Raw genomic sequence first — 25733 nt, 5'->3', positions numbered from 1 at the left:
CGGCTGATGGAAGCCTCAAGGTTATCCCCGCCAGCTGTGGATAACTCTGTGGATGGACCGTGGGCAAGCAGGTCCAGCCACCATTCCCCGTGGCCGCGAGGAAACTGCTCAATGACTGACCAGCCATCGAGCAGTCACGACCTTATTTGGCGTCGGCTTTTGACTCGGCTTTGCCGGTCAACAGTGCCGCTGCTTCCGCCTCGACGCCCTTCTCTTCTTCCTCCTCCAGACCGATCTCGGCGATTTCCTGCAACCGCTCGACCACCCGTGCATTAACGCTGCCTTCGGGGAACTCACCGTTCTCGTCCGCCTCGCCTACCGCCTCACCGACCAACAGCCCCAACGCCTCGTCCACCTGGCGCACGGCATAGACGTTGAACAGCCCGGCACGCACTGCCTGCAGCACCCGCTCATCAAGCATCAAGGTGGCGACGTTGGCGTGGGGAATGATCGCCCCCTGTTCGCCGGTCAGACCGCGCGCTTCGCAGAGTCGGAAGAAGCCCTCGATCTTTTCATTCACACCGCCGACTGCCTGCACTTCACCGAACTGGTTGATCGAGCCGGTGATCGCATAGCACTGTTTCAGCGGCGTGCGCGACAAGGCGGAGATCAGCGTGCACACCTCGCCCAGGGAGGCGCTGTCTCCGTCCACGTAGCCGTAGGACTGCTCCAGGGCGATGCTGGCGGAAATCGCCAGGGGGAATTCCTGGGCATAACGGCTGCCGAGGTAGCCGGTCAGAATCATCACGCCTTTGGAGTGAATCGGCTGACCGAGGTTGACCTCACGTTCGATGTCGACGATGCCGCTATTGCCCGGGTAAACCGTGGCGGAAATCCGCGCCGGCACGCCAAAGGCGGAGTCGCCCACTTCCAGCACCGTCAGGCCGTTGCACTTACCCACAGCCGCGCCGGCGGTGTCGATCAGAATGATGCCGGCCAGCATGTCGTCGAGAATCCGCGCCGACACACGCCCGGTGCGGGTGGCCTTGGCCTTCAGGGCACGTTCGATATGGCCGGCGTCGGTGACCGTGTCGTTGGCCAGTTGGCGAATGAAGTCTGCCTCGCTGACCAGTTGGAACAAGTCGCCGATGCGCGCCGACAAGCGCCCCTGGTGTTCGGCCAGGCGTGCGCTGTACGTCGCCAGGCGCGCCACCGCATCGGCGGTCAGCGGCGCCATGCCCTCTTCCGAGGTACGGGTTTTCAGCAACTGGGCGAACTGCTCCAGACTGTCGTCGTGCAGGGGAATGTCTTCATCGAAGTCGACCAGTACGCGGAACATCTCCTGGAAGTCCGGATCGTTGTCCTGCAGCGCGTAATACAGCTGGCGCGAACCGATGATGATGATCTTGATGCTGAGCGGGATGACCTGCGGCGTGAGGGTAACGGTCGCCAAACGGCCCAACTCACCCAACGGCGATTCCATCTTCAGCTTGCGCTGTTGCAGGGCGCGCTTGAGCGCTTCCCACACGAACGGCTCACCAAGCATCTTCTCCGCTTCCAGCACCAAAAAGCCGCCGTTGGCGCGGTGCAACGCACCGGGGCGTAGTTGCCGGTAGCTGGTGTAGAGCGCGCCCTGGTCGGTGCTGTATTCGATACGGCCGAACAGGTTGTCATAAGTCGGGTGCGACTCGAACACCACCGGCGCGCCGCCGCTGGCGTGGTGGCCGACCACCAGGCTCGGGCAGTACTGCTCCTGCAGAAACTTGCGCGCCTCGGCATCCACCTTATCCACATCCACCAACTGCTCGACCACGGTCTTCAGCAGATTGACCTGCACCGCCTGCAGGTACGCGCAAACGCCGGCGTTCTCCGCGTACTTTTCCGAGAGCGGGCCGAGCAGCGGCTGCAGACCGAGGGTGATGGTTTCTTCATTCAGGTAGCGCAACTGGTTGCTCGACTCACGCTTCCACTGCGGCAAGCTGGCCAGTTCTTCATTCAGGCGCTCTTCCAGCGACGAGATATCAGCGTGATAGCGCTCGCGCTCGGCTTCCGGCAGTTGGCCGAATTCGGCTTCGTCCAGCGCCTTACCGTCTTTCATCGGAGTGAAGGCGATATTGGTGTTGTCGCGGTAAAGGGCAATTTCCTTTTCCAGCGACAGACGCTCGATTACGTCCAGGGCGCGGTCGTAACGCTGGTTGAACGCGCGGTCGATGGCGCTTTTTTTCTGCTGATAGGTCGGGTGCTCGAACACCGCCGGAAAGGTGGCCATCAGGTTGTCGATGAGCACTTCGATAGCGGCGATAAACGCCGTCGCGGTGCCGGGCGGCAATTCCAGGGCACGGGGTTCGCGGGTTTCGTCGAAGTGGTTGACGTACACCCAGTCCGACGGCGTATCCAGGCGTTTGCCTTCGGCCTTGAGGTAGCGTTTTACGAAGGAGAAGCGGCCGGTGCCCGGCTCGCCCATGACAAACACGTTGTAGCCAGGGCGCGGCATGGCCACGCCAAACTGCAGGGCCTCCACCGCACGCTCCTGGCCGAGCACACCACGGAAGGGTTCCAGATCATCGGTGATGGTGAACTTGAACTGACTAGGATCGAAGGGACGGGTTAGCGCGTCGGGCGCCAAGCGAAGGCCATTGGCAACGGGATCAGGCATCGAAAATCCTTAGTTCAGATGGGCAGTCATCGTTCGCGGCCATTCTGGCGCCGGCCGATTCTGTCTGGCAAGGCGTTCTTCCTTGACACCATCGCCCTCCCCTACAAAGCTCCGTGCACCGCTATAGAAGAAGAACAACCACCTTGAAACGGACTTTATTCGCTCTGGCCTTAAGCGTTGGCGGTCTGGCCCAGGCCGCGCCCACAGTCCTTCAAGAACGCCTGCAGGCGCTGGCCTTTGATCCGTACTGGATCGCCCTCAATCATTACGAAACCGGCAAGTTCGGCGGCTGGCGAAGTTATGTAGATGACCCACGCTTTTTCCTCTCCCCGAATGGCGAAAACCACCCTGACGCCGAGTTGGCCGCCACCCTCAAGGCCCTCTACGCCCCTGCCACCAGCGGCGACAAACATGCCCAATGCGTGTACCCGGCGCGCACCCGCTGGCTGCGTGAACAGCTGCAACTCAGTGACCTGCCCACGCCCGACTGCGCCGAGTTCAACGCCTGGTTCAAGGACATCGCCCCGCACAGCGCCGTGCTGATTTTCCCAGCGGCCTACCTCAACAGCCCCTCGTCGATGTTCGGCCACACCTTGCTGCGCATCGACCAGGCCGACATCGACAGCGACAACACCGCCCTGCTCAGTTACGCGCTGAACTTCGGCGCCTTTATCGAAGGCATGGACAACAGCATTCTGTACGCCTGGAAAGGCCTGATGGGCGGCTACCCCGGGTTGTTCGCCCTGGTGCCCTACCGGGAAAAACTCGCCGAATACCGCAGCCTGGAAAACCGCGACCTGTGGGAGTACCGCCTGAACCTCACGCAAGCAGAAACCGCACGGATGGTCGAGCACGTGTGGGAGCTCAAGCAGATCCGCTTCGACTATTTCTTCTTCGACGAAAACTGCTCGTTCCGACTGCTGGAGTTGCTGGAAATCGCCCGCCCCGGCCTCGAACTGACCGAGCAATTTCCCATCACCGCGATCCCCACCGACACCGTGCGCGCGGTGAAAGAGGCGGGCCTGGTCAGCAGTATCGATTACCGCCCTTCGCGTGAACGGGAACTGCTGGCACGTGCCCAGCCACTAACCGGCGAGGAACAACACTGGGCCCTGCAATTGGCCGACGATCCCGCGCAGGCGCAAAGCCCTGACTTTCAGCAACAGCCGCGCGAGCGTCAGGCCCTGATTCAGGACGCCGCCTTTCGCCTGCAACGCTACCGCAGCGCCGCCGGCGAACGAGACAGCGCCAGCGCCCAGCGCAGTTACGCCCTGCTGAAAAGCATCAACCGTAACCCGCCGCCCGCGCTGGAGGTGGAACGCCCCGGTCTGCCGGAACAAGGCCACGAGTCGCGCACCTGGCAACTGGGCGCCGGTAGCCGTGATGATCGTGCCTTCGCCGAGTACGGCCTGCGCATGGCCTATCACGACCTCAACGACAACCTCTACGGTTTCCCCTTGGGCGCGCAGATCGAAATCCTGCAGCTGAAACTGCGCCAATACGAAGGCAACCATTGGCAATTGCAGAACCTCGATCTGGCCAACATCCGCTCGCTGACGCCGCGCAACGAACTGCTGCAGCCGTGGTCCTGGCAGGTGGCGAGTGGGCTGGAGCGGGTCTTGGGAAAAGATGGTGACGAACGTCTGATCACTCATTTGAATGGCGGCGTGGGCGGCACCTGGGCGCTGACGGATGACCTGCTGGGCTTCACCCTCGGCACCGTGCGCATCGAACACAACAGTGATTTTGCCGCATTCATTACACCGGCGGCCGGCTTCAACAGCGGCCTGCTCTGGCGTAACCCACTGGGCAACCTGAGCCTGGAAGCGCGTGGCGACTACTTCACCAGCGGCGAAGTACGGCGCAGCCTGAGCCTGAACCAGCAATGGGAAATCTCGCGAAACCTGGGGCTGCGTTTGTCAGCAAAGCGCGACTTCAGCCAGCTGGCATCGCCTGAGAACGAGGTGAGCCTGGAGCTGAAGTGGTACCACTATTGAGCCGTGCTTTGTTGCCCAACACCGGCGTTACACCAATTTGACGTTTTTCTCACAACAGCCCGCGCACACTTTCTCCATCCGCCACCCGGAGATAACCCGTGCGCCCCTTTCTGTTGTTAATCCCCATCCTCGCCCTGCTTGCTGCCTGCCAAGGCAGTTACGACTACCTGGTCGCCCAGGGCTACCCGGAACCCTTCGCCGCCGGTTACACCGATGGCTGCGGCAGCGGTCGCCAGGCGGCGGGCGCCATGACCGGCGGTTTCAAGAAAGACGTACCGCGCTACCTGAAAGACGCCCAATACGCCGAAGGCTGGAGCGACGGTTTCCGCCAATGCCAGGCCGAGATGGAAAGTGCGCAGCTGCGCGCCTACGAAGAACAGCGCAACAGCGACCGCGATGAGAAGTGGGAGCACGACACCGACCAGGCCATGGCCAAGGCCCTGCGCTCCCGCTAGTTCGCCTTACAGGCGCATGCCGACGTCGATAGCACGACGCGCCAGATTGATCACCGTAGTGCTTAACAACTCCAGCACCCAGCGCAGGAAGGCGACCGTCAGGTTGGCCGCGCTGGGCAGTGGGCGACCGAGAAAGCGGAATATCTGCACAATCAGGCTGTGCAACGAATCCCCCAGCGCCTTGCAAGCATTCGCGCCGCTGACCAACAAACCGGCAATCTGGTCCAGTACCGTCATCCCCACTGTTACCACCGTCCCCGCCGCCACGCCCAGGGCTTTGCCCAACAGGTACTGCATGGCCTTGGAGATCATCTGCAACGAGGTCGCCGAGAGCATCAATACACTGCCGTTGGCGTTTTTCAGCCAGGCCTGTACATCGCGCTCCAGCGAGGTCTGCTGCACCCGGCGCAACCCCGTCCAGCTGGCGTCGCCGATGGATTGCCGGTAGTTGGCCATCTTGTGGGCGTCGAAGGAGAACGAGCTGCCCCAGGGCAACTGGCAGACCGGGCCATCGTCCGGCGCGTGGGCAAAGGGGAAGATAGGCACCATGCTGACCGGGTCGGCCAGGTGGTACACACGGTGGATGTTCTCCACCCCCAGCTTGCTGGTCAGGTTGCGGGCGAACCCGGCGACGCCGACGCGCGGCGAGCCAAAGGTGTAGAGCTTGACGCCACCGACCCCGGCCTGACTGAGATGGTCCGCCGCCAAGGTCGCCAGCGCACCGCCCAGGCTATGGCCGACGCAGTGGATGATGCTGGGCTTGCGCCCGCGCATATAGCGGTCAAGGTCTTCGCGGAACGACTTGAAGGTTTCATTGAAACCGGCATGCACCAGCCAGGCGCTCGGGCCCTGCTGCACACCGCAGTTACCATCGGTGAGCCAGTCCTGAAGGATGTCGGTGCCGCGAAACGCCAGCACCACCTCACCCTGGCGAGTGCCCATGCCTTCGGCCCCATAGGTGAAGCCGGTGGTTTTGCGGGCGATGGCACCGCTGGTGCCGGTGGCAAGTTGTGCGGTTTTGAAATCGAACACACCGTTGAGGCCCATACCATCTGCACTCAATTGCAGAACGTCGGGGGCGACCATGTCGCGGGCGGTGTAGACGTGGGTGGCAATGGCTGCCGCTTGTTTAGGCGATAAAGAACTCAAACCTGATTCCCTTCTGGCTCTGAAACTCTGTGGGTAAAAACAGCGCGATTACTTTTGCAGCACACAGATACCGGAACTGCCTATTTCCGGGTGCGGCGCGGGCTCATCATTCAGATCGCACACCAGGTTCATCGGCCGGCCATTCAACTCGCCGAGATCGTCGTAGTTGTGCTTGGACTGATACCAACCCTGGTATTCCTTGCCCTGGTAATACAGGCGCATACGCTGCTCGACGACAGGCTCGTGCGGGAGCGCAGCGGTGAGGGATTTGCCGGTGATCGGCGGAAAATGGAAGCGCCCTTGGGCGTCGGTGGTGGTGACTCGTCTGGCCTTCTCATCCTTCCAATGCCAGTGGTACTCCTGATCAACTTCGACCCCTTGCACGGGTTTACCATCGAGCAGAACGATGCCGTTCACCTCTGAAAACAGATACAGCGTTTTGGAAAATGCCATTGCGTGTCCCTGTACCAATAGTCCCAATAGAAGCAGTGCCAACGGAGTTGCCATGCGACTCATGTGTAGATCCCTCTCGACCGTGCCGGCGGCGGCACGCAAACGCCTCTGACCACACACACGGCAAAACGATCCGGCGCGCAGGCAGGCCCGGAGTATATCCAAGGGCTGAAGCAGGTTCGTGCCGGGGCGATGAACAGATCGCCAGAGTTGGACCTGTGTCATGTTTCAACCCTGCATACGTTGATCGCGTATGTCGTTTCCAGGGTTCGCGACCAAGGTCGCTCCTACGCAATAAAAAACGGAGCCCTGAGGCTCCGTTTTTTTTTGCTTCACACCAGCGCTTACTGCGCCAGCTTCTTGTGCCGTACGCGGTGCGGCTGGGCAGCGGCATCGCCGAGGCGTTTTTTGCGGTCGGCTTCGTACTCGGTGTAGTTGCCTTCGAAGAAGACCGCTTGCGAGTCGTCTTCGTACGCCAGGATGTGGGTCGCCACGCGGTCCAGGAACCACCGATCGTGGGAGATCACAATGGCGGCACCAGGGAAGTCCAGCAGGGCTTCTTCGAGTGAACGCAGGGTTTCCACGTCAAGGTCGTTGGACGGTTCGTCGAGCAGCAGCACGTTGGCGCCCTCTTTCAGGGTCAACGCCAGGTGCAAGCGGCCACGCTCACCACCGGAGAGGTCCTTGACGAATTTCTGCTGGTCGCCGCCTTTGAAGTTGAAGCGGCCTACGTAGGTACGCGATGGCACCTCGTAGTTGCCGATCTTGATCATGTCGGAGCCGTCGGAAACCATTTCCCATACGGTCTTGTTGCCGTCGAGGTCGTCACGGCTCTGGTCCACGCAGGCCAGCTTGACGGTTTCACCGATTTCGATGCTGCCCGAGTCCGGGGTTTCCTTGCCCATCAACATGCGGAACAGGGTCGATTTACCGGCACCGTTACCGCCGATCACGCCGACGATGGCGCCTTTGGGCATGCTGAACGACAGGTTGTCGATCAGCGCGCGGTCGCCGTAGCCCTTGCTGACGTTGACGAAGTCGATGACTTTGTCGCCCAGACGCGGGCCAGCCGGGATGTAGATTTCGTTGGTTTCGCTGCGTTTCTGGAATTCCTGCGATTGCATTTCTTCGAAGCGTTGCAGACGGGCCTTGGATTTCGACTGGCGGGCTTTGGCGCCTTTGCGCACCCACTCCAGTTCTTCTTTCATGGCCTTCTCGTGCGCCGACTGCTGCTTGGACTCTTGCGCCAAGCGGTCGGACTTGGCTTCCAGCCAGCCCGAGTAGTTGCCTTCGTACGGGATACCGGCGCCGCGGTCGAGTTCCAGAATCCAGCCGGCAACGTTGTCGAGGAAGTAGCGGTCGTGCGTGATCGCGACCACAGTGCCCGGGAAGTCGTGCAGGAAGTGCTCCAGCCAGGCCACCGAGTCGGCGTCCAGGTGGTTGGTGGGTTCGTCGAGCAGCAGCATGTCCGGCGCGGACAGCAGCAGACGGCAGAGGGCCACGCGGCGTTTTTCACCACCGGAGAGGTGCACCACCTTGGCATCCCAGGCCGGCAGGCGCAGCGCATCGGCGGCGACTTCCAGTTGGCGCTCAAGGTTGTGGCCGTCGGAGGCTTGCAGAATGGCTTCCAGCTTGCCTTGCTCGGCGGCCAGGGCGTCGAAGTCGGCGTCCGGTTCGGCGTAGGCGGCGTATACCTCGTCCAGGCGGGCCTGGGCGTTCTTGATCACGCTAACGGCCTCTTCGACCACTTCACGCACGGTCTTTTCCGGGTCGAGCTGCGGCTCTTGCGGCAGGTAGCCGATGTTCAGGTCGGGCATGGCGCGGGCTTCACCGTTGAACTCGGTGTCCACGCCAGCCATGATTTTCAGCAAGGTGGATTTACCCGAGCCGTTGAGGCCGAGCACGCCGATCTTGGCGCCAGGGAAAAAAGACAGCGAAATGTTTTTCAGGATTTCCCGCTTCGGCGGCACTACTTTGCCCAGCCGATGCATGGTGTAGACGTATTGAGCCATGAGGAACCCAGCTTCTATAGAAAGATGACTTGATAAGGGAGGCCTACGCCGATGGACGTAGGCGCAACAGTGAGTAGGTCAGCTTAGCCACTGAACATCGTCACTGCTTGGGCGGGCGCCAAGCCTGCGCAGAATGCATTGAGGCTATGGGCGCCACGCGCGTGCGGCAAAGCTACCGGAATGTGCCGGCCGGGGCAAACCCGCGCACGCCCTGACGGCGGCTTACGGCTCCAGGCCGATGCCGCGCAGCACTACGGCGGTAATGGTTTGCACCGCCTGCTCGAACTGCTGGTCGCTCAGCGGTTGGTGGCCGTTGAGCGCGGTCACCTGATAGTCGAAGTCGGCGTAGTGCTGCGTCGAGGCCCAGATCAGGTAAAGCAGCGCGAACGGCTCCACCGGGCGAATCTTCTTTTCTTCAACCCACTGGCGAATCTTGTTCTCTTTGAACTTGGCGCCAGCAAACAGGTGCTCGTCGAGGATGTCGCGGAACAGCGGCGCGCCATGCATGATTTCGTTGGCCCACAGCTTGGAGCCGTGCGGGCGAGTGCGCGAGTGGGTCATCTTCTCGCGCACGTAACTGGTCAGCACCACACGCGGATCGTCGAAGTGCACAAAGCAGGCGCCTTCCAGCTCCCAGACGCTGAGCAGATTGACCAGCACCTCGCGGTACAGCTCGTCTTTGGTGGTGAAGTAGTAGTGCAGATTGGAGCGCGGCAGGTCGGCGCGTTTGGCGATATCGGACATGGAGGTGCCGGCATGGCCTTGTTCGGCAAATACCTGCTCGGCGGCCAGAAGGATTTTCTCGACGTTTTTGCGCCGGATCTTGATCTTGTGGTTAGTCATTCCATTCTCAACCTGGCCCCAGTGGCGGCAAGATTACTCGAAAATTGGCTAGGATTCGCCAGCCTCTGACGCGCTCTGACAGCCTTTACGCCACAGCCTTTCAAGATAATTGCAGTGAGGTTCGCGCCGATCGCATCAAGGCCCTGCCCTTCCGGGCGGCGGGGTTGGAAGATGGCGCCGATTTGCGCGGCGAATTCGGCGTACTGGCGGGTGCTCGACCACAGCAGAAAGGTCAGTGGCAGCGGGTCGACCTCAGCCATTTTCCCTGCTGCCGTCCAGGCACTGAATACCGCAGCGCGCCCGGCAAACCAGTCCGCAAAGCCGTCGTTGAGCATCGCTTGGAGGCAGGCACCGCCACTGATCACTTCCATGGCGAACACCTTGGAAGCAATGGGGTTGCGCCAGGCGAAGTCGAGCTCGTCACGGATATAACGCGCCAGCGCTTCTCCCGGCTCGTCCGTACTGCTGAAGCTGTCCAGGCTGTTTTTCCACAGCACCAGAATCTGCCCCAGTACCGTCTTGTAAAGCGCCAGCTTGCTGCCGAAGTAGTAATGCAGATTGGCTTTGGGCAGCCCGGCGCGCTGGGCGATGAGGCCCATGCTCGCGCCTTTGTAGCCGTATTCGGCGAAGGTTTCTTCAGCGGCAGCCAGAATCAGCGCCTCGTTGTTCTGACGCACTCGCCCGCCACCGCGCGGCGTCAGGCTGCTCATGGCGTTGGCGCCAGCCGTACTTGCCAGGCCTGGGCCGTGGCCAGCAACTGAGCCTCGTCCTGGCGCAGCAGGCGGCGCTCGTCGAGCAGCTGTTCACCGGCCACCCACACATGGCGCACGCAATCGCGGTTGCTGGCGTAGATCAGTTGCGACACCGGGTCATACAACGGTTGCTGGGCTAGGCCGGACAGGTCGAAAGCGACCAGGTCGGCCGCCTTGCCCACTTCCAGTGAGCCCACCTCCTCGCCCAACCCCAGCGCTCGTGCGCCATTAAGGGTGGCCATGCGTAGCGCATTGTGTGCGCTCAAGGCGGTGGCCGAGCCGCTGACGGCTTTGGCCAGCAACGCGGCCGTGCGGGTTTCGCCAAGCAGGTCGAGGTCGTTGTTGCTGGCGGCGCCGTCGGTGCCGATGGCGACGTTGATGCCCGCCTGCCACAGCTGCTCCACCGGGCAAAAACCGCTGGCCAGTTTCAGGTTGGACTCGGGGCAATGCAGCACATGGGCGCCGCTTGCTTGCAGCAGGGCAATGTCGCTGGCATCGATCTGGGTCATATGCACCGCTTGAAAGTGCGGGCCCAGCAAGCCCAGCCGGGCGATCCGCGCCAATGGTCGCTCGCCCGTCTCCTGCACGGCGGCACTGACTTCCGCCGCCGTTTCGTGCACGTGCATCTGAATGCCGGCGCCGAACTCCCTGGCCAGGTCACGCACCCGCAGCATATTGGCGTCGCCCACGGTGTAGGGCGCGTGCGGGCCGAAGGCCATGCGGATGCGCGGGTGGTGGCGCAGCTGTTCGAACAGCGGCAGGCCTTCGCACAAGGCGGCCTCGATATCGACGGCGCCGGGCACAGGGAAGTCCAGCACCGGGATGGTGATCTGCGCGCGCATGCCGGTGGCTTCCACCAGCTCGGCGACCACTTCCGGGTAGAAGTACATGTCGGAGAAACAGGTAATGCCGCCCTTCACCTGCTCGGCAATTGCCAGCGCAGTGCCGTCGCGCACGAAGTCGGCGTCGACCCAGGTTTTCTCCGCTGGCCAGATATGGTCGTGCAGCCAGGTATCCAGCGGCAGGTCGTCGGCCAGGCCACGGAACAGGCTCATGGCCGCATGGCCGTGGGTGTTGATCAGCCCGGGTGCCAGCAACATGCCCGGCAACTCACGCACTTCGCTGGCCGCCAAGGCGAGCAGTTCGGCGCGCGGGGCGATGCGGGCGATACGCCCGTCGCGGATGGCCAGGCCATGGTCAAGCAGCACCACGCCGGCGGGTTCGACCGGCACCAGCCAGGTCGGCAGCAGAATGAGCTGGTAAAGGTCGTCGCTCATGGCGTTCTCCTAGGGGTGGCTAAGGTGGATTTCCGCGTACAGCGGCCAGTGGTCGGACACGCCCTCGGCGAACTTGCCGTCTTCAAAGCGCGCCGGCGAGCCCCACTTGTTCACCTGGTAGCGGCTCTGTTTGGCCAGATGGATGCTTGCTGGGTCGACTTTCCAGCCATTGAAGCCACCGTCGGTCATCTCTTGCGGGAACAGCAGAATGTCGAAAAACGACCACTGGCGAAGCTGGTGGTAGTAGTAACTGCCCTTGCAGTCGGCGCAGCCGATCAGGTGCGAAACGCTCCAGTCGCTGGCGAGAATGTTGGCGATATAGCCGTGCTCTTTTTCTTCGCCGGCATTGATATTGAAATCACCGCCGACAATCGGCAGCACATCGCTGGGCAACTCGGCCTTGAGCACGGCGAGGTATTCCGCCGCCTGCCGGCGCAGGTAGCCGGGGCCGCCGCCGGAGGGCAGGTGCACGGCGAAAATCGAGGCTTTCTGGCCACCTGGCAGCAGCAGGCGCACTTCGAGAATGCCGCGGGTTTTGCCGGTCTTGTCGGAGCTGTCGCCGTTTTCGTTCTGGTACGGCACCTTGTGCAGAATCGGTTTGTCCCACTGCGGCAGACGGCTCAGCACGGCGGTGTCGATGCCGCGCTCGTCAAAGCCTTCAAGCAGCACGCGGGTCTGGTAGTCGGCCTTGGGCAGGCGGGTGTTGAGCATCTCGATGACGTGGCGGTTCTCCACTTCATCGAGCAGCAGAATGTCCGGGCCGCGGCCGTTGTCGATCTGGCCGATCACGTCCGCCAGGCGGGTGAGTTTTTCGCTCAGCTTGGCGTCGGTCCAGTCGGTTTTCTCGCACTCGTCACGCCAGGCCGGCACGCTGATTTTCGCGCAGGTGGCGAGGTATTCCGGGTGGGCCTTCTTTTCGCTCAGCGGCAGGTAGGCGAAGTCGTCCTTGCCCTGGTCATGCACGGTGTCGAACAGGTTTTCGACGTTGTAGGTCAGCAGTGACACCCGTTGCTCGGTGACGATGGGTGTCGGGGTAGACATGCAGCCGGCCAGCCCGAGGGCAACCAGCAACGACAGGGGACGCAGGCACGATGGCTTCATGGCGGCTCACTTTCAGCGGGCAAAAAGGGGGTAAGCCGGCCGAAAAAACCGGCCGGAGGTTAGTCGTGGTGTAGGTGTTACGGCGCCGGGCGACCGGCGACCAGCGCGGCGTTAAGCAGGTTCGCCAGGCGCACCGAGGCCAGTTCGATCTGCTGTTCAGCCACCGGCACAAAGGTCTTTATGTACTCGGCGTCGATGCCACCGCTGCCGTTGCCTTTGCTGGTTTTCTGGCCATCGTCGACCAGCTTGTCGCCACGGCTGTAGTCCTTGCCGGTGCGGTTGTACTCAAGGTTCTTCGCCTGGTAGTCGACGCCGCCGTCGTCATCGTCGTCGCCGAGTGACTTCTTGTTCGGCAGCTTGCGTTTGGCGGCGGCCTTTTCCGGGTAGATGCCGCCGTCGCGCACGATCAGGCAGGCTTGCTGCGACCACTGCGCAGGCTTGTCGGAATCCAGCTTCGGCAGGTCGCCTTGCAGCTTGTCGGCGTAGGCTTTGACGTTCAACTTGGCGTCGCCGAGAAGGAAGTCGTCCCACACCTGGCGCAGGTTGTAGGTTTTGCCGCCAGCCTTGACGGCAAAGTCGTAGCCGCCTTTGTCGTCCTTGAAGCTGTTGTTCAGCGGCGAGCTGGCATCGGCGGCGTGATGAATCAGGAACAGCAGCGCCATCAGACGCGCCTGATTCGGCGCCTTGGGATCGGCCAGTGCCGCGCGGTTGCGTTCGATGGCGGCCACTGTGCAAACGCCATCCGGGCAATCGCGCGGCGGCTGGTAGGCGCAGTCGTCGGCCTTGTAGATCACCAGGCGCTCGTTCTTGGTTTTCTCCCACAGCGGTTGGGTCTGCGGGCTCTGGTCGAGGTTGCCGGCCCAGTTGGCGACTACCGAGAAATCACTTTGTTTGATCAAGCCCAGCAGGCGCCCGGCTTCGGCCTTGGCCTCCGGGGTGAGTTGACGCTGCGCCAACTCGCCCACCAGCGCCGTGCCTTGCTGGCCCCAGGCCAATACCTGGCCAGCCCACAGGCCGGCCACCAACAGCAGGCCGTTACGTAAGGTCTTGCTTGCACTCATGTTCACAGTCTCCTTGTGGCGGCGGCGCATCAGCGCCTCCGCAGCGAAATCAGTTGGCGCACAGCGCGTTGAGGATCAACTGCAACATGGCGTGGAAGTCTTGTTGGCGCGCTTCGGCGCTGAGCTTTTCACCGCTGAGGATGTGGTCGCTGACGGTCAGCACGGTGAGCGCCTGCTTACCCAGCTCGGCGGCCACGCCATACAAGCCGGCCGCTTCCATTTCCACAGCGAGGATGCCCATCTTGGTCATCCGCTCGAACAGCGCCGGGTCTGGCTCGTAGAACAGGTCGGCGGAAAACACATTGCCCACGTGTACCGACTGGCCACTGGCATCGGCGCGTTGCACCACACGTTCGAGCAGGCGGTAATCGGCAATGGCGGCGAAGTCGAAGCCGCTCAGGCGCTTGCGGTTCACCGCCGAATCGGTGCTGGCGCCCATGCCGATCACCAGGTCATGCAGCTTGACGTGGGGCTGGGTAGCACCGCAGCTGCCGACGCGGATGATGCGTTCGACGCCGTACTGGCTGAACAACTCATGGGCGTAGATCGACACCGACGGAATGCCCATGCCGGAGCCCATCACCGAGATGCGCTGGCCCTGGTACAGGCCGGTGTAGCCGAGCATGTTGCGCACCCCGTTTACCTGCACCACTTCGCTCAGGTAGGTGTCGGCGAGCATCTTGGCGCGCAGCGGGTCGCCGGGCATCAGTACGGTTTCAGCGAAATCGCCCGGCTGGGCGGCGATATGGGGAGTAGGCATCTCAGGTACGTCCACTGAAAGAAGGGGAAAGAAAAGACCGTCCGTGGGAGCACGACGGCAGCCCGAAAAACTCGGCCAGGGTCTGGCCGATATCGGCAAAGGTTTCGCGCTCGCCGAGGCTGCCGGCGCTTACGCCATGGCCCCAGGCAAGCACGGGAATATGTTCGCGGGTGTGATCACTGCCCGGCGTGCTGGGGTCGCAGCCGTGGTCGGCGGCCAGCATCAGCAGGTCGCCCGGCTGCATCTGCGCCAGCAGTTCGGGCAGGCGCACATCGAAGGCTTCCAGCGCAGCGGCATAACCGGCGATATCGCGGCGGTGGCCGTAGAGCATGTCGAAGTCGACGAAGTTGCTGAACACCAGGGTGTTGGCCGGCGCCTCGTGCAGGGCCTGCAAGGTGGCGTCGAACAACGCATGGTTGCCGTCGGCCTTGTAGAGCTTGCTGATGCCCTGGTGGGCGAAGATGTCGCCGATCTTGCCCACCGCAAACACCTGACCGCCGGCCGCGCACAGGCGGTCGAGTACGGTGGCGGCTGGCGGCGGCACGGCGTAGTCGCGGCGGTTGCCGGTACGCGTGTAAGTGCTCGGGCTGTCGCCGCGAAACGGTCGGGCAATCACCCGACCGATGTTGTACGGGTCGCACAGTTCACGGGCGATTTCGCACAGCGCCAGTAAACGCTCCAGGCCGAAGTGCTCTTCGTGGGCCGCAATCTGCAACACGCTGTCGGCCGAGGTGTAGAGAATCGGTTTGCCGCTCGCTACATGCTCGTCACCGAGCTGTTCGAGAATGGTGGTGCCCGAGGCATGGCAGTTGCCGAGAATGCCCGGCAGCTCACCCTGCTCGATCAACGCCGCGAGCAGTTCAGGCGGAAAGCTGTTGCTGCGCTCGGCGAAATAACCCCACTCGAACAACACCGGCACACCGGCCATTTCCCAGTGCCCGGATGGCGTGTCCTTGCCGCTGGAGAGTTCGCGGGCATAGCCATACGCGCCGTCGATGGGCGTGTCGGCACTAAAGCCCGGCGGCAACGTACCGGCGCTGAGCAGTGCGGCCTGGCCAAGACCAAGACGGGCCAGGTTCGGCAGGTGCAACGGACCATGGCGCAGACCGTTATCGGCCTCACCGCGGGCACAGGCCTCGGCGATATGCAGCAAGGTGTTGGCCCCGGCATCGCCGAAGCGCTCGGCATCGGCGCTGGCGCCGATGCCGAAGGAGTCGAGTACCAGCAGCAAGGCGCGTTTCATGCGGGCTCCAGGCACAGACCAGAGAACAGTGTCTCGGCAACGTGCGGTTCGCTGGCAATCACATAAGCGGCTTGTACCGCTGCCGCCGCTTGTTCGGCTTGGGCCAGGTCACGGGCATGCACCAGCGCCAGCGGCCGATTCGGCCCAACGGTTTCACCGACAAAGGTCAGCTGGCTAAGGCCCACGGCCGGGTCGATGCTGTCTTGGGGGCCTCGGCGGCCACCGCCGAGGCTGACCACCGCCAGGCCCACGGCGCGGGTGTCGATGCTTTGCACAATGCCGTCGAACGGCGCATACACCGGCATCACCACGGGCGCGGCCGGCAGGTAGTTGTCCGGACGCTCGACCAGATCGGCCGGGCCGCCGAGGGCTTTGACCATCTCGGCAAAGCGCTGCAACGCGGCGCCGCTTTGCCAGGCCGCGAGTACTTGCTCACGGGCCAGTTCGGCACTGCTGGCCAGGCCTGCACACAACAGGGTTTGCTCGGCCAGGGCCAGGGTCACGTCCCACAGACGCTGGCTGCGCACTTCGCCTTGCAGCAGGGCGATGGCTTCTTCCACTTCCAGGGCATTGCCTGCCGAGCGGGCCAGCGGTTGGCTCATGTCGGTGATCAGCGCGCGGGTGCGCACCCCGGCACCGTTGGCCACGGCCACAATGCTTTCGGCCAACGCGGCGGCGTCGCTGGGCTGGGCCATAAAGGCACCGTTACCGACCTTTACATCGATCAGCAGCACATCGAGGCCGGCGGCGAGTTTCTTGCTGAGGATCGAGGCCACGATCAGGTCGATGGATTCCACCGTGGCCGTCACATCGCGAATGGCGTACAGACGCTTGTCCGCCGGGGCCAGGTCTTTGGTCTGGCCGATAATGGCGCAGCCGACACTGGCCACCACTTCATGCAGCCGCGCCATGCTCGGCTGGCTGTCGTAACCGGGAATGCTGTCGAGCTTGTCCAGGGTGCCACCGGTATGCCCCAGGCCGCGCCCGGAAATCATCGGCACGTAGCAGCCACAGGCGGCCAGCAACGGCGCCAGCGGCAGGCTGACCAGGTCGCCGATGCCGCCGGTGGAGTGTTTATCCACCACCGGCCCCGGCAGGTTCCAACTGAGCACACGGCCGGAGTCGCGCATGGCGGTGGCCAGGGCAATGCGTTCTTCCACAGTCATGCCCTTGAGCAACACCGCCATGGCAAATGCCGCCGCCTGCCCTTCGCTGACGCTGAAGTCGGTGATGCCGGTAACGAAACGCTGAATATCCGCCTCGCTGAGCACCTTGCCGTCGCGTTTACGCCGAATCACTTCCTGCGGTAACCAGCCCATCAGTACGCTCCTTCCATGGTTGCAGCAGGCGCTGCGCCAAGCCGGCGCAGCAAATCATTCAACAAGCTCGACGCGCCAAAACGCAGATGCCTTGGCGACACCCAGTCGGCGCCATTGATACGTTCAGCCAACCACAAAAACACCAGCGCCTCGGGCAGGGTTTTCATCCCGCCGGCGGGTTTAAAACCGACGTCCGTGCCGGCCACGGCAATGCAGTTGAGCATGATCTCGGCCGCCTCGGCCGTGGCGTTGACCTTGACCTTGCCGGTGCTGGTCTTGATGAAGTCGGCACCTGCGGCAATCGCGTCCTGGCTGGCGCGGCGGATCAGTAGCGGGTCCACCAGTTCGCCGGTTTCCAGAATCACTTTGAGCAGCGCACGGCCGGCACACAGCGCCTTGCAGGACTTGACCAGCGCCACACCGCTGGCGGCATCACCGGCCAGCAGCGCGCGATACGGGTACACCACGTCGATTTCGTCGGCGCCGTCATCCAGGGCCTGGCGGGTTTGCAGCAATACGTTCTCCAGCGGCTCGGCGCCGGAGGGGAAGTTGGTCACGGTGGCAACCTGTACCTGTTGCCCACCGAGCGCGTCGAGGGTGTTGCGGGCCAGGGCAACGAAACGCGGGTAAACACAGACGGCCGCAACGGGGCCAACCGGGGTCATGGCTTTATGGCAAAGCTCAACAATACGAGCGTCGTCGTCATCGTCGTTGAGAGACGTGAGGTCCAGCAGCGCAACCGCTCTGCGCGCGTAACTTTCATCGTTATCAGTCATTTCTTATTCACACTAATCAACTAGTACGGTTCAAATCGAGATGAAGAAGCCGGCAATCGCCGCACTCATCAGGTTAGCCAGAGTGCCGGCGATCACCGCCTTGAAGCCCAGGCGCGCCAGGTCTTTGCGCCGGTTCGGCGCCATTACGCCCATGCCGCCCAGCACGATGCCGATGGACGACAGGTTGGCGAACCCGCACAGGGCGAAGGTGATGATCACCTGGGTCTGCTGCGACAGTACCGCCACGCCACGGGCGGCGGCCTGCACCGGGTCAATCAGCGGCGCCATATCCACATAAGCGACGAATTCGTTGAGTACCAGCTTCTCGCCAATCAGGGTGCCGGCGACTATGGCCTCGCTCCACGGTACGCCGAGTACGAAGGCCAGCGGGGCAAATACGTAGCCGAGGATCATCTGCAGGCTCAGGGTCGGAAAGCCCACCAGGCCACCGCACCAGCCAAGAATGCCGTTGAGCAGGGCGATCAGCGCAATGAACACCAGCAACATGGCGCCCACATTCAGCGCCAGCTGCAGGCCATTGGCGGTGCCGATGGCGGCGGCGTCGATGATGTTGACCGGCTTTTCGTGGTCTTCGAATTCAGGGTGTTCGGCTGGATCGTCATGGGGCTTTTCAGTTTCCGGAATCATCAGTTTGGCCATCAGCAGGCCACCGGGTGCCGACATGAAACTGGCGGCGATCAGGTAGCGCATGTCGATGCCGAGCATGGCGTACCCGATGAGCACCGAGCCGGCCACCGAGGCCAGCCCGCAGACGATCACCGAGAACAGCTCGGACTCGGTCATGCGCGCCAGAAACGGGCGAATCACCAGCGGCGCTTCGGTGGTGCCGACAAAGATATTGGCCACCGCCGACATGGTTTCGGTGCGGCTGGTGCCCAGCACACGGCCGAGGCTGCCGCCGAAGACGCGGATGATCACGCCCATCACCCCGATGTAATACAGCACCGCCATCAGGCCGCTGAAGAACACGATCAGCGGCAGCACTTTGAGGGCGAAAATGAAGCTGTGATTGCCGAACAGCTGCTGCATCAGCGCGCTGTCGTTCAGCCCGCCGAACAGAAAGCTGATGCCCTGGTTGCCGTACACCTCGAGGTTGGCGACCGCGTCCGACACGGTGGCCATCACGCTCTGCCCCCACGGCACATAGAGCGCAAACGCGGCGAAGAAAACTTGAAAAGCGAACGCGCCGATTATCGTGCGCCACTTGATCGCGCGGCGCGCTGAAGACAGCGCATAAGCGATCAGAAACAGCACAACTATGCCGATAAGGCTCATGTTCCGGTGACTCCCCACAAAAAGTTACGAACGGCAGATTTCTAATTTTTTTATTGCGCTGTTCAGAAGGCGTCGAATGCGCCCGGTAACAGCTGTTCCACCGTCCAGTCACGGGTTGCCGATGCGTCATGCCCCACGCAGAACACCGGACAATCCTTGGCCAACAGTTCGACCATCACCTGGCGGCACGCGCCGCACGGCGAGATCAGCGCCACCTTGGGCGCGTACACCACCATCGCCTGGAAGCTCTTCGGCTTCTCCCCCTGGCAGATGGCAGTGAACAGCGCGGTGCGCTCGGCGCAGTTGGTCAATCCATACGACACGTTCTCGACGTTGCAGCCCTGAATCACCTCACCCTCGGCGGTCAGCAGAGCGGCGCCGACGGGAAAGTCCGAGTGCGGGCACCAGGCCTTCTGTGAGGCCGCGATGGCCTCGGGCAGCAGGCGTTCGAACAGCGCCTGCAATTCGTTACTGCGGCTCATTGGTCACTCCCGGCCAGGCTGGCACCGACTTTCTGGATGCGTTGCTCGGCCTCGGCCAGGCCCACCGGTTGCCCGGCCTGGTCACGCACTTGCAGGTAGTTGATCAAGGCTTCGAGGTCGTTGAGGCCGGTGTCCAGGCGGTTGCCGGCCTGCTTCAACACCGTGAAGTTGTCGCCACCTTCGGCCAGGAACGAGTTGACCGTGATGCGGTAGTCCTGCTCCGGCTGCACCAGTTGGCCATCGACCATCAGGCTCTCGGCGAGAATGCGTTGCCCCTGTGGGCGCGCGGCATCCCAGCGGTAGCTCAGCGAGGCCGAGGGTTGCAGCGGATAGAAGCCCATGCTGCCCTCCTGCCATTGCTGTTCGAGCAACTGGCGCAACTGGGTGCCGGTCAGGGTCATGATGTTCAGGGTGTTATTGAACGGTTGCACGCCGGCAACCTGCCCGTAGTTGACTTGCTCCTGGCCCTCCTCCAAGGCGATGTCCATGCGCATGCCGCCAAGGTTCATCAGGGCCACCTGGGCACCCAGCGAACGGGTGGCGGACAGCTGCGAATCGGCAATCAGATCGCCCATCGCCGACTCACCGGCAGCATTGGTTTCGCGCCCCACCTGGCGCGACGCCAAGCGGGCCAGCGGGTGGCTCAGTTGCGCCTGGCTGCGGCTTTCCACCTCAGCCTGGAGCGCGGCAATCTCTGCCGTGGCGTGGTAGCGCTGCGGGTCGACCACCAGGTTCTGCGCTTTCACATCGAGCAGCTGGTGTTTGTCGGTGTCGACGGTCAGGGTCAGCTGGGTCAGCAGACGGCCAAACGAGGCGCCCTGGGTGACCAGGGTGTCGCCGACACGGCACAGGTAGCCCTGGTGCGTGTGCGCAGTGATCACCACTTTGATCTGCGGGTCGAGGCGCTTGACCACATCCACCACGTCGCCACTCAACTGGCTGCAGTTCGGCTGGTCGAAACGCTCCGGGGTTTCGCCGCCCTGGTGAATCACCACCACTACGGCATCGACATTCTGCTGCTTGAGTTCGGGCAGCAAGGCATTGATGGCGTCGGCCTCATCGACAGTCGACAGACCGTCCATGCTCTTGGCGCTGACATAGGCCGCGACGTTTTTCAGGGTAGCGCCGACAAAGGCGATTTTCGCCCCGTGGGCCTGCTCGATACGGTACGGCTGAAACAGCGGTTTGCCGGTCTGGGTATCGATCAGGTTGGCCGAGATATAGGGAAAGCTTGCGCCCTTGTAGGCCTTGTCGAACTGGCAGGCTTTGTCCGGCCGGGACGACTCGCAGCCGCCCTGGATCTGGCGCAGCAGTTCGGCTTTGCCCTGGTCCAGTTCATGGTTGCCGACCACGGAGAATTTCAGGCCCAACAGGTCCAGCGCATCCACGCTCGGCTCATCGGCCCACATCGAGGAAATAGGCGGACTGCCGCCGACCATGTCGCCCGCGCCGATCAACAGCAGTTCGGCATCCTTCTGGCGCAACTCGGCCAGCACGCCGCTCAGGGCCGCAATGCCGCCGGCCTTGAGTTTGACCTCGCCACCGGCCGCAGCCGCATCGGGGTACTTGAACGGGCTGCTCAGCAGGTTGCCGTGAAAGTCGTTGATGGCGGCCACAGTCACTTCAACCGGCGCCTTGGCTTTATCGCAACCGCTGGCCAGCAGCAGGGCCGCGAGCAGTAAAGACACAGGGCGTATAGCGGAACTCGGGTACGACATGGAAATCCCCAGACGCTTAAGCGTGTTGCAGGTTGGCGGCTTGCGCGGCAACCGGTTTGGCAACGAAAGCAGTACCCATGCCAGCACGCAGCAGGAGCATTTTCAGGTGGTCGTTGATCAGTTCGAGGCGGTCTTGCAGGTGGCTGTTGCACACCAGACCCACCAGCGCGATGGAGATACCCAGGGCGGTGGCGTAGAGCGCCGTGCCGATGCCGCGAGAGACTTCGCCCGGATCGGAAACGCCGGCTTCAGCGAGGGCCTTGAAGGTGTCGATGATGCCGAGAATGGTGCCCAGCAGACCGAGCAGCGGCGCACCGGCGACCACGGCTTCGAGAATCCACAGGCTGTGGTTGAGCTTGCCGCGCATGGAGATATAAATCGCCTGGCCGAGGTCTTCCAGCTCGTTGTGCGAATGCAGGCCGACGCGGCCTTCGAACAGTTCACGCACCAGCTGCAAAGGCAGGCTGTCGCGCTTGCGCAGCTCTTCCGGCAACTCTTCGTAGCTGCGCACTTTCTTGTGCAGGGCGGCTTCCAGCTTGCGCGCCTTGTTCAGGTTGTAGGCGAAGAAAATACCGCGCTCCACCACCACGAACGCAGCCAGGGCTGCCGCGCCGTACATGATGTAGAAGGTAATGTCGTGGAGTAGATCCATGTTCATGTTGAGATACCTCGGGCTGAAATGCCGGGGCGCTTGCGCGCCCCGGACTTGGGGGACGCGTTAGAACGAACCTTCGAAGGAAACCGAAACCGTGCGCTCTTCACCGATGGTGTAGTACGGGTCGGACTTCGTGGAGTTGGTGCTTCGTGGGTCGTAGTCGACAGCCGAGAACTGGGTCGACTTCACGCCGCTCAGGTAGTCCTTGTCGAACAGGTTGGTAACCGACAGGCGAATGGTCGCGGCCTTCATCAGGTTCTTGTTCACCGGCAGGTGAACACCCAGGTTCAGGTCGGCCACGGCGAAGTCGGTGATGCTCTCGTCGTTGGTCATGTCGCCGTATTGCTTGCCGACGTACTTGCCCACGATGTTCGAGTAGTACCGACCGTTATCCCAACCCAGGCTGGCGTTGAACATGTCGCGCGGCACGCCGGCAACCGTCTTGCCTTCGGTGGGCAGGTTGACGCCGCGGTACAGCAGGTCGTCCTGTTGCTCGCTTTCGGTGTAGGTGTACGAGGCGTAGTAGTTGAAGTCGTGCGGCAACAGACCGCTCAGCTCCAGCTCCACACCCTTGTTGATCACGGTGCCGACGTTGAGCATCTCGTAGTCGCCTTCGGTCACGTTGTAGCTGGACACCTGGCGATCTTTGAACTGCAGGTAGAACAGGGTCGCGCTCAGGGCCACGTCTTCAGTCGCGAAGCGCCAGCCCAGTTCCTGGTTCCAGCTCAGCTCGGGTTTCAGGCTGAGGGAGTCGCCCTTGTTGTAGAGCACATAGTTCGGCGGGGTACGCATGTTGCGGGTCAGGTTGTAGAACGCCTGGTTCTCTGCGTTCACCTGGTACGCCGCACTGAAGCTTGGCAGGAACTCGTGGTAGGTCTGGTTACGCTTTTCCTTTTTCGCGGTCAGGCTGCCCTTGTTGTTGCCCTGGCGCTCGGAGTAGTCGTAGGCAATACCGGCAGTCAGACTCAGGTCCGGGGTCACACTCCACACGTCCTGGGCAAACAGCTTTTGCGCCGGGGTGACGGTGAACTGGTTACGGCCCTGAATCACGTTGCCATTGGCATCGACCACCGCGTTGCCGTCGTCATAGCCTGGCGAGATATCCACCGGTTTGCCCGATTCGGTCAGGCGAATGTACGGCTGGCTCTGACGCTGACGCGCACGCTCATACCAGTAACCGGTGCTGAAGGTGTGCTCGTCGTTGATGTCCCATTTGATGCTGGTGTTGATACCCGGGCGCCAGGTTTCGGTGATCGAAGGGCGGTAGTACAGGCCGCCGTTGGCAGTGCCATCGGCGTTGTACTGGGCCGACGTGGCGAGGTTGCTCAGGTCGTAGTTGCCGCCCGCGTTACCGGTGGTGCGGTTCAACGAATACGGACCGGTGAAGTTGCTGAAACTGCCACCGTTGGCCCAGTAGTAGTAAGGCGCTACGGTCAGCAACACGTCATCGCGCAGCTGAAAGCGGCCGGTCAGGGACGCGGTCACGTTCTCGAACGGGTTACGCATCAGCACCGAGTAACCGGTACCGCGAGTCACGCCGTTGACAGTGGTTCCGGTGCCGGTGCGGATCTTGCCGTTGCTGTTGTAGCTCGGGCTGTCCAGGTAGTCGAAGTCGCGGCCGTAGGTTTTGTACTGCGCCTTGCTCGGGTTGGAGTAGTTGTAGTTGTCCTGCTGGTGGTAGTTGATGATGGCGTTGAGCGTATTGCCTTCGTGGTCATCGAACAGGCTGTTCAAGGTCACCTTGTCAGCCCGCAGCACACCCTCACCGCGCCACTTGTCACCCTCGGTATGGGATGCCGAGATGTAGTTGCTCAGGCCCATGTATTCGCCGGTGTTCAGGCGCACGAAGGTTTTGCGCAGGTTGTTGCTGCCGATGGTCTGTTTGCCGAACACACCGAAGTCTTTTTCCGGACGCAGGGTAACCAGACCGATGTTGCCGCCAGAGGAACCGATGTGCGGCGCGTCGATTTCGGAAGAGCCCTGGGTGGCGAATACTTCGCCGAGGTTTTCCGGGTCGCCCAGCAGGTTCGGGTACAGGTTGTAGTTGCCCGAGTCGTTGACCGGGATACCGTCGAGCGATACACCCACCTGGTCGGAGCTCATGCCACGCATGGTGAAGTTGAAACCGCTCAAACCGGTGGAGTCGTCACTGGAGACGTTCACGCCCGGGGTGTACTTCAGCTTGTCGATGGCGTTACCAGTCGGTGCCATCTTTTCCAGTGCTTCTTTGGTCACGGTGGAGCGCGCTTTCGGCGCCTCTTCCTTGACCATCTGGCCGTTGCCCAGGGTTTGCCCCGTCACGTTTACATCACCGACGTCCACCGAGTCTTCGGCCAATGCAGCCACCGTCCAGCCCCCAAGGCCGGCTGCAAGGAACATCGCGAAAATTGGATTAAGTTTCACGTATTAACTCCTGAAATTTCTTTGGCAGGTGTCTGTTTTAGTTATGGTTTCTAGTTTTCTACGTTGTAAACAAAGGTTGCCGTGAAGCGGTATCTGTCCTTGCCCCCAAAGGCCTCCTGAGGAAACGGAGTGACCTTCTCCAAACGCCGCAAACTGGTTTGCGCTGCTTTGTTGAGCAGCATGTTTTTGGCTTTGGTTTCGATACCGGAGTCCACAACGTTGCCGCTGCGGTCCACCAACAACCACACCACCACATCGCCCTCAGGGTGCTGAAGCGAGGCTTCGCGACCCGTGGGGTATTTCTTGTAACGTTCCAGATCCGCGCGTAACGCCGCGGTGTAACGACCTTCAATGGCGGCTGCATCGACCCGCGGTGCCGCTGGCGGTGCGGGTGCAGCAACTGGCGCAGCTACCGGAGCCGCCTTCGCCACTACCGCTTGTGGCGGTGGAGTGGGCGTTGGCGCTGGTGCGGGCTTGGCCACCTGAGGTTTTGGCTTAGGTGGCTGCGGCTTGGGCTCCGGCGGTTTTGGCTTGGGCTTGGGCGGCGGCTCGGGCAATTCCACCACCGGCTCCGGATCGGGCTCAGGTGGCGGCTCGGGCAGCGGCTCCGGCTCAGGCGGCGGTGGCGGCGGCGCGGGAATCGGTTCCGGCTGCAACTCGGCCGGATCGATCAGCGCCACTTCCACAGTGCTGTCGTCGTACTTCGGGGTGATTTTCAGGTCCGCCTTCAAGGCGCTCTGAACGGCCACCGCGAGCAGACAGATAGCGGGCAGGCAGGCGAGTGCTTTGCGGGATTTGAAGAAGAGCGACATGGCTTACAGCTTTCTCGTCGCGATGGAGACGCTGGAGAAGCCATTGCTTTTCAGCAGGTCCATGACCGTTACCAGCCGACCGACTTCCACGCCTTCATCACTGTTGAGGATGATCACCAGCTTCTGGTCAACGTTTTCCAACGTCTTCAGTTGCGCGACGATCGCGTCCTCTGCCATGTCCTGGCCGTCCAATTGCAGACGGTCGTTGAGACCGAGGGTAATCACCGCCTTGTTCTGCGGTTTCAGTTGCTGGGCATGGGCCGCACCCGGCAGTTGGGTTTTGATGCCCAGGGCCGGAATCACGTTCAGGCTGATCAGCACGAAGAACACCAGCAGGAACATCATCACGTCGATCATCGGGATGATCTCGATATGCAGGCGCTTCTTTTTCGGTTCTTCCCAACTACGCATTGCTTGCACTCCACCTTTTCTTCGCCAGCCCCACTGCACCCGCAGCGGGACTACCTCGACTTCGTTGCGAGAGCTTGAGCACATTGCATGCCAAAACTGTCACAGGCGTCAGGAATACAGTAGAAGGATGAGGTTACAGTTTGATTAAGTGGGTTTTCGGCA

Annotated in this window: 22 protein-coding genes; 2 read left to right on the top strand and 20 right to left on the bottom strand. The window is 62.2% G+C overall.

Going from position 1 to position 25733, the window contains the following annotated elements; genetic code table 11:
- Positions 1-142 precede the first annotated feature (142 nt).
- Positions 143-2596: a Lon protease family protein gene (locus tag C8K61_RS22945; RefSeq protein ID WP_108098626.1), complete on the bottom strand. Its 2454-nt coding sequence runs from the start codon at positions 2594-2596 to the stop codon at positions 143-145.
- A 143-nt stretch (positions 2597-2739) separates the two neighbouring features.
- Here C8K61_RS22945 and C8K61_RS22940 point away from each other — a divergent pair, with 143 nt between their 5' ends.
- Both C8K61_RS22940 and C8K61_RS22935 read left to right on the top strand, forming a co-directional pair.
- On the top strand, positions 2740-4593 hold the full coding sequence (locus tag C8K61_RS22940; protein WP_108098625.1) for a DUF4105 domain-containing protein: 1854 nt from the start codon (positions 2740-2742) through the stop codon (positions 4591-4593).
- Between the two features lie 98 nt (positions 4594-4691).
- Entirely contained in the window at positions 4692-5048 is a 357-nt protein-coding gene (locus C8K61_RS22935) for a hypothetical protein (protein ID WP_108098624.1), read from the top strand.
- Between the two features lie 6 nt (positions 5049-5054).
- On the opposite strand, the gene C8K61_RS22930 is transcribed toward C8K61_RS22935, so the two are convergent.
- From C8K61_RS22930 to C8K61_RS22840, 19 genes are all read right to left on the bottom strand, one after another.
- The gene (locus C8K61_RS22930; RefSeq protein WP_108098623.1) at positions 5055-6197 is read right to left on the bottom strand and encodes a lipase family protein; all 1143 of its coding nucleotides are present in this window, start codon (positions 6195-6197) and stop codon (positions 5055-5057) included.
- A 48-nt stretch (positions 6198-6245) separates the two neighbouring features.
- The gene (locus tag C8K61_RS22925; RefSeq protein WP_256589530.1) at positions 6246-6650 is read right to left on the bottom strand and encodes a DUF4198 domain-containing protein; all 405 of its coding nucleotides are present in this window, start codon (positions 6648-6650) and stop codon (positions 6246-6248) included.
- A gap of 344 nt (positions 6651-6994) precedes the next feature.
- Positions 6995-8662 carry an energy-dependent translational throttle protein EttA gene (ettA, locus tag C8K61_RS22920; RefSeq protein WP_108098621.1) on the bottom strand — a complete coding sequence of 556 codons (1668 nt, stop codon included), beginning with the start codon at positions 8660-8662 and terminating at the stop codon, positions 6995-6997.
- A 222-nt stretch (positions 8663-8884) separates the two neighbouring features.
- Positions 8885-9505, bottom strand: a complete 621-nt coding sequence (locus C8K61_RS22915) for a TetR/AcrR family transcriptional regulator (RefSeq protein ID WP_108098620.1) — start codon at positions 9503-9505, stop codon at positions 8885-8887.
- Positions 9502-10215, bottom strand: a complete 714-nt coding sequence (locus tag C8K61_RS22910; RefSeq protein WP_108098619.1) for a TetR/AcrR family transcriptional regulator — start codon at positions 10213-10215, stop codon at positions 9502-9504. The genes C8K61_RS22915 and C8K61_RS22910 overlap by 4 nt, the downstream gene beginning before the upstream one ends.
- Positions 10212-11534: a TRZ/ATZ family hydrolase gene (locus tag C8K61_RS22905; RefSeq protein WP_108098618.1), complete on the bottom strand. Its 1323-nt coding sequence runs from the start codon at positions 11532-11534 to the stop codon at positions 10212-10214. The genes C8K61_RS22910 and C8K61_RS22905 overlap by 4 nt, the downstream gene beginning before the upstream one ends.
- A gap of 9 nt (positions 11535-11543) precedes the next feature.
- Positions 11544-12635, bottom strand: a complete 1092-nt coding sequence (locus C8K61_RS22900; protein WP_256589529.1) for an endonuclease/exonuclease/phosphatase family protein — start codon at positions 12633-12635, stop codon at positions 11544-11546.
- Between the two features lie 77 nt (positions 12636-12712).
- Positions 12713-13696: a S1/P1 nuclease gene (locus C8K61_RS22895; RefSeq protein ID WP_158272535.1), complete on the bottom strand. Its 984-nt coding sequence runs from the start codon at positions 13694-13696 to the stop codon at positions 12713-12715.
- A 49-nt stretch (positions 13697-13745) separates the two neighbouring features.
- Positions 13746-14456, bottom strand: coding sequence for a purine-nucleoside phosphorylase (deoD, locus tag C8K61_RS22890; RefSeq protein ID WP_108098616.1), 711 nt, complete (start codon positions 14454-14456; stop codon positions 13746-13748).
- A 1-nt stretch (position 14457) separates the two neighbouring features.
- A complete protein-coding gene (locus C8K61_RS22885) occupies positions 14458-15699 on the bottom strand; it encodes a phosphopentomutase (protein WP_108098615.1) in 1242 nt (413 codons plus the stop codon).
- Positions 15696-17018, bottom strand: a complete 1323-nt coding sequence (deoA, locus tag C8K61_RS22880; RefSeq protein WP_108098614.1) for a thymidine phosphorylase — start codon at positions 17016-17018, stop codon at positions 15696-15698. The genes C8K61_RS22885 and deoA overlap by 4 nt, the downstream gene beginning before the upstream one ends.
- Positions 17018-17794, bottom strand: a complete 777-nt coding sequence (gene deoC / locus C8K61_RS22875; protein ID WP_108098613.1) for a deoxyribose-phosphate aldolase — start codon at positions 17792-17794, stop codon at positions 17018-17020. Before deoC ends, deoA begins: the two co-directional genes overlap by 1 nt.
- A gap of 30 nt (positions 17795-17824) precedes the next feature.
- Positions 17825-19090 (bottom strand): NupC/NupG family nucleoside CNT transporter, encoded by a 1266-nt coding sequence (locus C8K61_RS22870; protein WP_108098612.1) that lies wholly within the window; start codon positions 19088-19090, stop codon positions 17825-17827.
- Between the two features lie 62 nt (positions 19091-19152).
- The gene (locus C8K61_RS22865; protein WP_108098611.1) at positions 19153-19572 is read right to left on the bottom strand and encodes a cytidine deaminase; all 420 of its coding nucleotides are present in this window, start codon (positions 19570-19572) and stop codon (positions 19153-19155) included.
- Positions 19569-21260 carry a bifunctional UDP-sugar hydrolase/5'-nucleotidase gene (locus tag C8K61_RS22860; RefSeq protein WP_256589528.1) on the bottom strand — a complete coding sequence of 564 codons (1692 nt, stop codon included), beginning with the start codon at positions 21258-21260 and terminating at the stop codon, positions 19569-19571. Before C8K61_RS22860 ends, C8K61_RS22865 begins: the two co-directional genes overlap by 4 nt.
- A 46-nt stretch (positions 21261-21306) precedes the next feature.
- Entirely contained in the window at positions 21307-21948 is a 642-nt protein-coding gene (locus C8K61_RS22855) for a MotA/TolQ/ExbB proton channel family protein (RefSeq protein WP_108098609.1), read from the bottom strand.
- A gap of 60 nt (positions 21949-22008) precedes the next feature.
- Entirely contained in the window at positions 22009-24348 is a 2340-nt protein-coding gene (locus tag C8K61_RS22850) for a TonB-dependent receptor (RefSeq protein WP_178086498.1), read from the bottom strand.
- A gap of 50 nt (positions 24349-24398) precedes the next feature.
- Positions 24399-25160: an energy transducer TonB gene (locus tag C8K61_RS22845; protein WP_108098607.1), complete on the bottom strand. Its 762-nt coding sequence runs from the start codon at positions 25158-25160 to the stop codon at positions 24399-24401.
- A gap of 3 nt (positions 25161-25163) precedes the next feature.
- Entirely contained in the window at positions 25164-25571 is a 408-nt protein-coding gene (locus tag C8K61_RS22840) for a biopolymer transporter ExbD (protein WP_108098606.1), read from the bottom strand.
- Positions 25572-25733: the final 162 nt, after the last annotated feature.

Source organism: Pseudomonas sp. GV071 (genome assembly GCF_003050835.1).
Lineage (GTDB): Bacteria > Pseudomonadota > Gammaproteobacteria > Pseudomonadales > Pseudomonadaceae > Aquipseudomonas.
Note: the sequence above shows the minus strand (reverse complement) of the source record. Positions and strands in the feature narration are given on the sequence as shown.